The organism is Sandarakinorhabdus rubra (assembly GCF_010994245.1).
Lineage (GTDB): Bacteria > Pseudomonadota > Alphaproteobacteria > Sphingomonadales > Sphingomonadaceae > Sandarakinorhabdus > Sandarakinorhabdus rubra.
Window position 1 is genome coordinate 1 of sequence record NZ_WMHO01000142.1, and the last position, 6,949, is coordinate 6,949.

Here is a 6,949-nt window from a genome sequence, read left to right on the forward strand (position 1 = left end):
CCCGCGCGCCGGGGCTGCCCGGCACGACGCCGGTGACCAGCAGGCCGCCCGGGCGGTCGAGGCCGAGCTGCCTCGCGGTGTCGGCGGTCAACGCCTCGCCCTCCACTCCGATCCAGCCGGAGACCAGCTTGCCCTTGTCGGCCGCGGTCAGGAACACGCGCACCATCTTCGAAGGGATGGCAAAGCCGATCCCGGCCGAGGTGCCGGTGCGGCTGAAGATGGCGGTGGGAATGCCGATCAACCGCCCCTGCGCATCGAGCAGCGCGCCGCCCGAGTTGCCGGGGTTGATGGCAGCGTCCGTCTGGATGAAGAACTGCCAGTCCGACACGCCGATGCCGGTACGGGCCAGCGCCGAGACGATGCCGGTGGTCACCGTCTGGCCGACCCCGAACGGGTTGCCGATGGCCACCGTGACATCGCCCACCTCCACCCGGTCGCTGTCGGCCATGCGGATCACCGGCAGCTTGGCGCCGTCGGTTTCCACCTTCAGCAGGGCAAGGTCGAGGCGCGGGTCAGCGAACAGGATGCGAGCCTTGAACTCGCGGCGATCGGCCAGCGCCACCAATATCTGATCGGCGCCTTCCACGACATGGTTGTTGGTGACGATCAGGCCATCGGCGCCGACGATCACGCCCGATCCCAGCGACTGCTGCACGCGCGGCTGCACCGGGGCGCCGCCGAAGAAGCGGCGGATGAACTCCTCGTTCATGCTGCGCGGACCGCGCTCGACGGTGGCGGTGTAGATGTTGACCACCGCCGGCGCCGCCGCCTTGACGACGGGCGAGAAGCTCATCGCCACCTGGCCCGGCGCCGGCACGGCGCGCGGCAGCTCGGTTTGGTCCATCGGCGGGATCTGCGCCGCCACGTGGCCCGCATCAGACAGGCGGGCGATGCCCACCGCCAGCCCGGCCCCCGCCGCGATGCCGAGTGCCACCCCGGCCAGCATTTTCGTGCCCTGCACCATGCGCGTGACGATCCTGTTCATGCAGCCGGTCATTGCCCGGCCAAGTTTAAGCCGCCATGAATATGGGTGCGGTTGCGCGATTGCGAAGGGGGCCGGGGCCATGACGATGATGAAACTCTGGCACTGCCGGGATGCCCGCAGCTTCCGCGTGCTGTGGGCGCTGGAGGAACTGGGCCTGCCGTATGAGTTGGTGCTGCTGCCCTTCCCGCCACGCTGGCTTGAACCGGCCTATCTCGAGATCAACCCGCTGGGTACCATCCCCTTCTTCACCGATGGGGACGTGAAGATGACGGAGAGCGCCGGCATCTGCCAGTATCTGGCTGAAAAGGCGGGCGCCTTGCGCATCGCGCCCGATGATCCGCGCTATGGCGCCTATCTCAATTTCCTGCACCAGTCCGACGCGACGCTCACCTTCCCGCAAACGCTGGTGCTGCGCTACACGCTGCTCGAAAAGCCGGAGAACCGGAACCCCAAGGTGGCCTCCGACTATCGGCGCTGGTTCATCGCCCGCACGCTCTGGGTGGAACGGCATCTGGCCGATGGCCGAACCTGGCTGATGGGCGAGGAGTTCACCGTGGCCGACATCGCGGTGGCCTATGCCTTTCTGCTGGCCGAAACGCTGGGCCACCTTGGGGAGCTGGGGCCGCACTGCCTCGGCTTGTGGGAACGCGCCCAGGCCCGCGACGGTTTCCGGCGGGCGAAACTGGCGCAGGCAGCCTAGATCGGCGCGGCCTCGATCAGTTCGGCCAGCCTGAGCGGCCGATAGAGGTGTGGGAACAGCTCGCCGCCGCGCGACGCCTCCCATTTGAGCTCGCCAGCCAGTTCATCGGCATCAAAGGTGAGCGCCATCACGCCCGCCTCGCCGGCAAACCACTTGGCGGCCGTGCCTGGCGCCTGGGCGGGCGTCGAGAGATGGATGAAACCGTCGCGCAGATCATCGGGCGAGCCGGCGAAGACGCCATCACGCTGGAACTGCGCCCATTCACCGGCGCGCAGCAGCTTGATGACCGGCGTCATTTCGCCTGCCGCACCGGTACGCGCAGGTTGCACAGATCGGCGGCCCCGGCCGGACGGATGATGAAGCCGGTGCGGTTGGCGCGGGCATTGACCACGGCGGCAAAGCTGGGCGAGGCGGTGTCCATCATCTGCCACTTCGGAAAGCCGGGGATCTGGCTGGCCAGCCGCACGCGGGTGATCTTCGTCTTCTCAGGCTCCGTCCTGTAGAAACCCAGTTCCTCGGTGCCGCGCGGCAGGGCGGCGTGCGGCTCGATCCCGGCCAGCACCCGGCCGACATTGGCGATGTTGCGATCCAGATGGCGGGGGCCGTGGCCGATCACCGTGTAGAGCTCAGTGCCGTCGCCGGTGTCGGGCGGGTTGTCGCGGCCCACGCCCACGGTGGCATAGCAGTGCGCCAGCCACACCGTTCCGGCGGCCGCATCGCGTGCCACCGGCCAGCCGGCCACGAACCCGGCCTCGGCATAGGTGTCGCGATAGGGCGACGGCGCGAAGCTGAGGCCAGCCAGCGGACGCTCATACTCCGGCGGCAGCGGCGCGGGCTTAGGCGCAGCGGGATCGGGGCGCGCCGTCCATTGCACCACATAATTGTCCTGCACGCGCACGATGCGGCCATCGTCGAACTGACCCTGGCGCACCAGCCGCTTGATGGCAGCGACGTGCGCCGGGGCGAAGGCGGGGGCCAGCTGGATCACCATCTGGCCGGCCGTGGTGTCCATCACCATGAGGTCATCGGGCGCGATATCGAGCCAGTGACCGGCCGGTGCATTGGCGATGATGCCATCGGCAGCGTTGTAGACGGGCGGCGCTTCGGGCGCGGGCGCCTGGGCCAGCAGCAGCGGCGCGGCGAAAAGGGCCAGTGCGAGAGTGGGGGCGCGGCGCATCAGGCTTCCTCGGCCACGAAGTCGAGGGCGAGGCCGTTGATGCAATGCCGCAGCCCCGTTGGCCGCGGGCCATCGGGGAAGACATGGCCGAGATGGCCGCCGCACCCGGCGCAATGCACCTCGGTGCGGACCATGCCATGGCTGGTGTCGGTGCGGGTCGCCACGGCACCCTCCACCGCGTCCCAGAAGCTCGGCCAGCCGGAGCCGGAGTTATACTTGGTGGCGGACCGGTAGAGCAGCGCCCCGCAGCCAGCGCAATGATAGTCGCCCTGGCGCTTTTCATCGTTCAGCGGCGAGGAAAAGGGCCGTTCGGTCGCGTGTTCGAACAACACGGCACGGGCCTCGGGGGTCAGGCAGCTCATCAGTCTCTCCAGCGGGAAAGGGCATCGATCGCGCCCTGCAGGATATAGCTGGCGGCGAGCCTGTCCACCCGTTCGGCGCGGCGCGCGCGCGACAGATCCTCGGCGATCATCGCACGCTCGACAGCCGCGGTGGACCAGCGTTCATCCCACAACAGCACCGGCAGCCCCAGCGGCGCCACGTTGCGGGCAAAGGCCCTGACTGACTGGGTGCGCGGCGAATCGCTGCCGTCCATGCTCAATGGCAGGCCAATCACCAAGCCGGCGAGCCGCTCGCGCCCCGCCCAGTCCTTCAGCGCGGCCAGATCGGCGGCGAACTTCGTGCGGGCGATGGTATGGGCCGGGCTGGCAAAGGCCCAGCCGGCATCGCAGGTGGCGAGGCCGATCGTCTTGGTGCCGACATCCAGCCCGCCCAGGCGCCCCCCGGTGGGCAGCAGCGCCGCGAATTCGGGAGCGCTGCCAGTGATCGGGGCCGTGATCAATGCGCCTTTGCCCACACCGCCGCACGCGCCGCCACGTCCTGCCGCACGGCCTGCCAGAACAACGGATAATCGAACACGTGGAAATTATTGCCGGGTAGCACGAAGGCCGGATAGCCACTTGGCGCCTCGCCAATGAGCAGAAGCCCTCGCGCATCGCAGCGCGCCGGCACGCCGGGGCTGACCAGCCGGCCCTGTTCCAGGCTGGCCGACGGCACCAGGCTGCCGGGGTTCGCGCTCGCTGGCGCGCTGCCGCCGGTACCGCCCGTCAGGGGATTGCTGCACAGCATGGGCGTGCCGCGCCGTGGCCTGCCGGTGAGTCCGTTGCTGCTGTCATAGATGGCGAGGATCGCCCTCGGCTCGGCCGGCTCGGCAAAACTCTGCCACGACAGGACGCATCCGGCCTCCGCGCGCGCCGTGCAGGCCGGCAGGCCCAGCGCCGGCAGATCGGCGGACACCGAAACCGGCCAGCCCACCACATAGGCCGCCACCACCCGGCCGGCGAGCGGGGTGCCCGCCACCTCCTCGGCCATCAGGCGCATCAGGTGCAGCGCCCCCTGGCTGTGCCCGGCCAGCACGATGGGGCTGTCCTTCGGCTGGGCGGCGAGAAAAGCCGCAAACGCCGCCTTCACGTCGGCATAGGCCAGATCGCGTGCCGCCCGCGCGCTGGCTCTGGTGTCCGGTGCGTCGGCCAGGAAGCTGCCCAGCACGGCCTGGCGATAGTGCGGCGCCCACAGCGGGCCAGCGTTGGCCAGCGCGCTGGCCTCGGTGCGCAGGAATCCGGCCAGCCGCTTGCCCGTCTCGCCCTCGCCGGAACGGCCGTTCCATTGTGCAGTGCCGAAGGCGGCGGTGGGGGGGATGAAGAACACCGGCACGCTCCCCTTGGCCTGCGGTGCTGCGCCTTCGGGCCGGAAGCTGGTGGGGTCTGCTGCCATGCCGGGGCGCGCCGCCCAGCTTTGCGCCCGCGCATAATCATAGGCCGGCCCGGCCGCCGCCTTGTCGAAGGCACTGCCCGGCACCAGCGCCGCGGTGAGCAGCCGGTCACCGGCCAGCCGCCAGGTCAGCGCCGCGGCGATCACGATGAAGGTGATGGCCGCGACCAGCCACAGAAACAGTCGCGCGGTCATGTCCAGCGCCTTAGCAGCCAGCCCCGGCGAGGTGAAATGCAAAGTCGAACAAACCGGGTCTTGTTTTCATGCCGCAAAGCGGCATAAAGTCACAGACATGAACAATATCCTGTGCGTCGAAGACGATGCCACCGTGGCCGAACATGTCGCGCAGGGCCTGCGTGAAGCTGGCTACCACGTTGATATTGCCGGCGATGGAGTCCTTGGCCTGGAACTGGCCATGGCCGGCCATTATGCCGCCATCGTGCTCGACCGGATGTTGCCGGAACTGGATGGCCTCACCTTGTTGTCCCGCCTGCGCGCCAGCGGCAACAACACGCCGGTCGTGATGCTCTCGGCGCTCGCCAGCCTTGATGAGCGTGTGAAGGGCCTGCGCGCCGGGTCCGATGATTATGTCACCAAGCCGTTCGAGATTGCCGAGCTGCTCGCCCGGCTGGAGGCCGTGCAGCGCCGCGGCAAGACTGGCGGCGAGGTGACCCGGCTGGTGGAAGGCGATCTGGAGCTTGATCTGCTCGCGCGCCGCGTCACCTGGGCCGGCCGTCGCATCGATTTGCAGCCGCGCGAGTTTCGCCTGCTGGAATATCTGGTGCGCCACAAGGGCCAGGTCGTCACCCGGTCCATGCTGCTGGAAGGCGTGTGGGATTATCATTTCGATCCGGGCACCAACGTGATCGACGTGCATGTGAGCCGCCTGCGCAAGAAGCTGGATGAAGGCGGCGCCGGCAATATCGTGCAGACGGTGCGCGGCGCCGGATACCGCGTGGGCGGCGAACCGGTTTCGGTCTGATCCGCGAACGGCCAGCCCGCCAGGCCCGATGGAGGCCGCACTGATGCCGCGCCCCGGCCCCTCCTTCTGGACACCAACTTTTCTGCACCGCCTGAGCACACGCCTGTCGCCGCGCACCACCACGGCGCGGATCAGCGCGCTGTTCTTCATCGTGCTGCTGGTGGGATCCAGCCTGCTCCTGATCCTCCTCGAACGCGCCACCCAGAGCCAGGTGGAGGCCGAGGCACAGGCGCGCGTGGACGCCATTGCCGATGCCGCGCTGGCCGCCTGGCGCAGCGAGGGCATCGAAAGCGCGGTCACCATCCTTGATGGCGAACTGGGTGTGCCAGGGCCATTGGTGATTCACCTTGCCGATGCCCAAGGGGTTCTGCTGCTCGGCAACCTGGCCCGCTGGCCGGCCGACGTGCCGGTGGACAGCGGCTACTACCGGGTGCCGGCCATGCAGTCCGAACAGGGGGATACCGCCCCCTACATGGTGACCGCACGGCCGATGCCGGATGGCTATCGCCTGCTGATCGGCCGCAGCCTGGAAGCCGAGGTGCTGTTGCAGCGCACCCTCACCCGCACGCTGGCGCTGGCGCTGCCGGTGGCGCTGCTGCTGGCCTGGCTGTCGAGCCGGGTGATTTCGCGCATCATCGAGGACCGGGCGCGCGGCATCGCCGACGTGGTGGGCGAGGTGACAGCCGGCAAGCTCGATGCCCGCGTGGCGGTGCCCGATGGCCCGCCCGGCGACGCCTTCGACAGCATGGGCCAGGCCTTCAACGTGATGCTGGCGCGCATCGGCGCCCTGCTCGACGAACTGCGCGCCGTCACCGACGGGCTGGCGCACGACCTGCGCTCCCCGCTCACCCGGCTGAAGGCGCGCATCGACAAGCTGGGCGAAGGCACGACCGTTGATGCCGCCGATCTGGCAGCCGTGTCGGCCGAGGCGGATTCGCTGCTCGGCATGCTCGACAACAGCCTGGAGATCAGCCGCGCGGAGGCCGGCATCGGCCGCGACAGCTTCACCGATGTCGACCTGTCGGCGATGGTGACCGACTTGGCCGACATGTATGAGCCGCTGGCCGAGGATGCCGGCGTGACGATGAAGGTGCAGCCCGGCCTGACCCGGGTGATCGCCCGTGCCCATCGCCAGTTGCTGGGCCGGGCGCTCGCCAACCTGATCGACAACGCGCTGCGCTATGGCGCGGCCGGCAAGATCATCGAACTGGGCGTGGAGAACACCGACAGCGGCGCCCGGCTGCTGGTGGGCGATCACGGCCCCGGCATCCCCACCGGCAGCCGGCGCGAGGCACTGCGGCGCTTTGGTCGGCTGGACGCGGCGCGCGGCCGGCA

The 6,949-nt window shown here is 69.3% G+C and carries 9 protein-coding genes; 3 read left to right on the top strand and 6 right to left on the bottom strand.

All coding sequences use genetic code 11. The features are described from left to right. On the bottom strand, positions 1-985 hold a 985-nt coding region (locus tag GJV64_RS09595), incomplete at its 3' end, for a trypsin-like peptidase domain-containing protein (protein WP_164157023.1). A 79-nt stretch (positions 986-1,064) separates the two neighbouring features. On the opposite strand from GJV64_RS09595, the gene GJV64_RS09600 reads away from it, so the two are divergent. Beyond that, positions 1,065-1,685, top strand: coding sequence for a glutathione S-transferase family protein (locus tag GJV64_RS09600; RefSeq protein WP_235927684.1), 621 nt, complete (start codon positions 1,065-1,067; stop codon positions 1,683-1,685). Here the strand turns inward: GJV64_RS09600 and GJV64_RS09605 are convergent. The 5 genes from GJV64_RS09605 to GJV64_RS09625 are packed head-to-tail and all read right to left on the bottom strand — an operon-like array spanning position 1,682 to position 4,827. After that, positions 1,682-1,981, bottom strand: coding sequence for a DUF952 domain-containing protein (locus GJV64_RS09605; protein ID WP_164157024.1), 300 nt, complete (start codon positions 1,979-1,981; stop codon positions 1,682-1,684). The genes GJV64_RS09600 and GJV64_RS09605 overlap by 4 nt on opposite strands. Continuing rightward, positions 1,978-2,862, bottom strand: coding sequence for a peptidylprolyl isomerase (locus tag GJV64_RS09610; RefSeq protein WP_164157025.1), 885 nt, complete (start codon positions 2,860-2,862; stop codon positions 1,978-1,980). The genes GJV64_RS09605 and GJV64_RS09610 overlap by 4 nt, the downstream gene beginning before the upstream one ends. Further along, a complete protein-coding gene (gene msrB / locus GJV64_RS09615) occupies positions 2,862-3,224 on the bottom strand; it encodes a peptide-methionine (R)-S-oxide reductase MsrB (RefSeq protein ID WP_164157026.1) in 363 nt (120 codons plus the stop codon). The genes GJV64_RS09610 and msrB overlap by 1 nt, the downstream gene beginning before the upstream one ends. Next, complete coding sequence (ruvX, locus tag GJV64_RS09620; protein WP_408014979.1) at positions 3,224-3,700, bottom strand: Holliday junction resolvase RuvX; 477 nt, start codon at positions 3,698-3,700, stop codon at positions 3,224-3,226. The genes msrB and ruvX overlap by 1 nt, the downstream gene beginning before the upstream one ends. Beyond that, positions 3,700-4,827 (bottom strand): DUF3089 domain-containing protein, encoded by a 1,128-nt coding sequence (locus GJV64_RS09625; RefSeq protein WP_164157027.1) that lies wholly within the window; start codon positions 4,825-4,827, stop codon positions 3,700-3,702. Before GJV64_RS09625 ends, ruvX begins: the two co-directional genes overlap by 1 nt. A 97-nt stretch (positions 4,828-4,924) precedes the next feature. On the opposite strand from GJV64_RS09625, the gene GJV64_RS09630 reads away from it, so the two are divergent. Both GJV64_RS09630 and GJV64_RS09635 read left to right on the top strand, forming a co-directional pair. Continuing rightward, positions 4,925-5,614, top strand: coding sequence for a response regulator transcription factor (locus tag GJV64_RS09630; RefSeq protein ID WP_164157028.1), 690 nt, complete (start codon positions 4,925-4,927; stop codon positions 5,612-5,614). Positions 5,615-5,657: 43 nt separating this feature from the next. Continuing rightward, a partial coding sequence (locus tag GJV64_RS09635; protein ID WP_164157029.1) for a sensor histidine kinase occupies positions 5,658-6,949 on the top strand: 1,292 nt, incomplete at its 3' end.

Excerpts from the sequence above, each read along its gene's own strand:
- GJV64_RS09600 (WP_235927684.1), top strand. The coding sequence starts at position 1,065 with ATGACGATGATGAAACTCTGGCACTGCCGGGATGCCCGCAGCTTCCGC.
- GJV64_RS09605 (WP_164157024.1), bottom strand. The coding sequence starts at position 1,981 with ATGACGCCGGTCATCAAGCTGCTGCGCGCCGGTGAATGGGCGCAGTTC.
- GJV64_RS09610 (WP_164157025.1), bottom strand. The coding sequence starts at position 2,862 with ATGCGCCGCGCCCCCACTCTCGCACTGGCCCTTTTCGCCGCGCCGCTG.
- msrB (WP_164157026.1), bottom strand. The coding sequence starts at position 3,224 with ATGAGCTGCCTGACCCCCGAGGCCCGTGCCGTGTTGTTCGAACACGCG.
- GJV64_RS09625 (WP_164157027.1), bottom strand. The coding sequence starts at position 4,827 with ATGACCGCGCGACTGTTTCTGTGGCTGGTCGCGGCCATCACCTTCATC.
- GJV64_RS09630 (WP_164157028.1), top strand. The coding sequence starts at position 4,925 with ATGAACAATATCCTGTGCGTCGAAGACGATGCCACCGTGGCCGAACAT.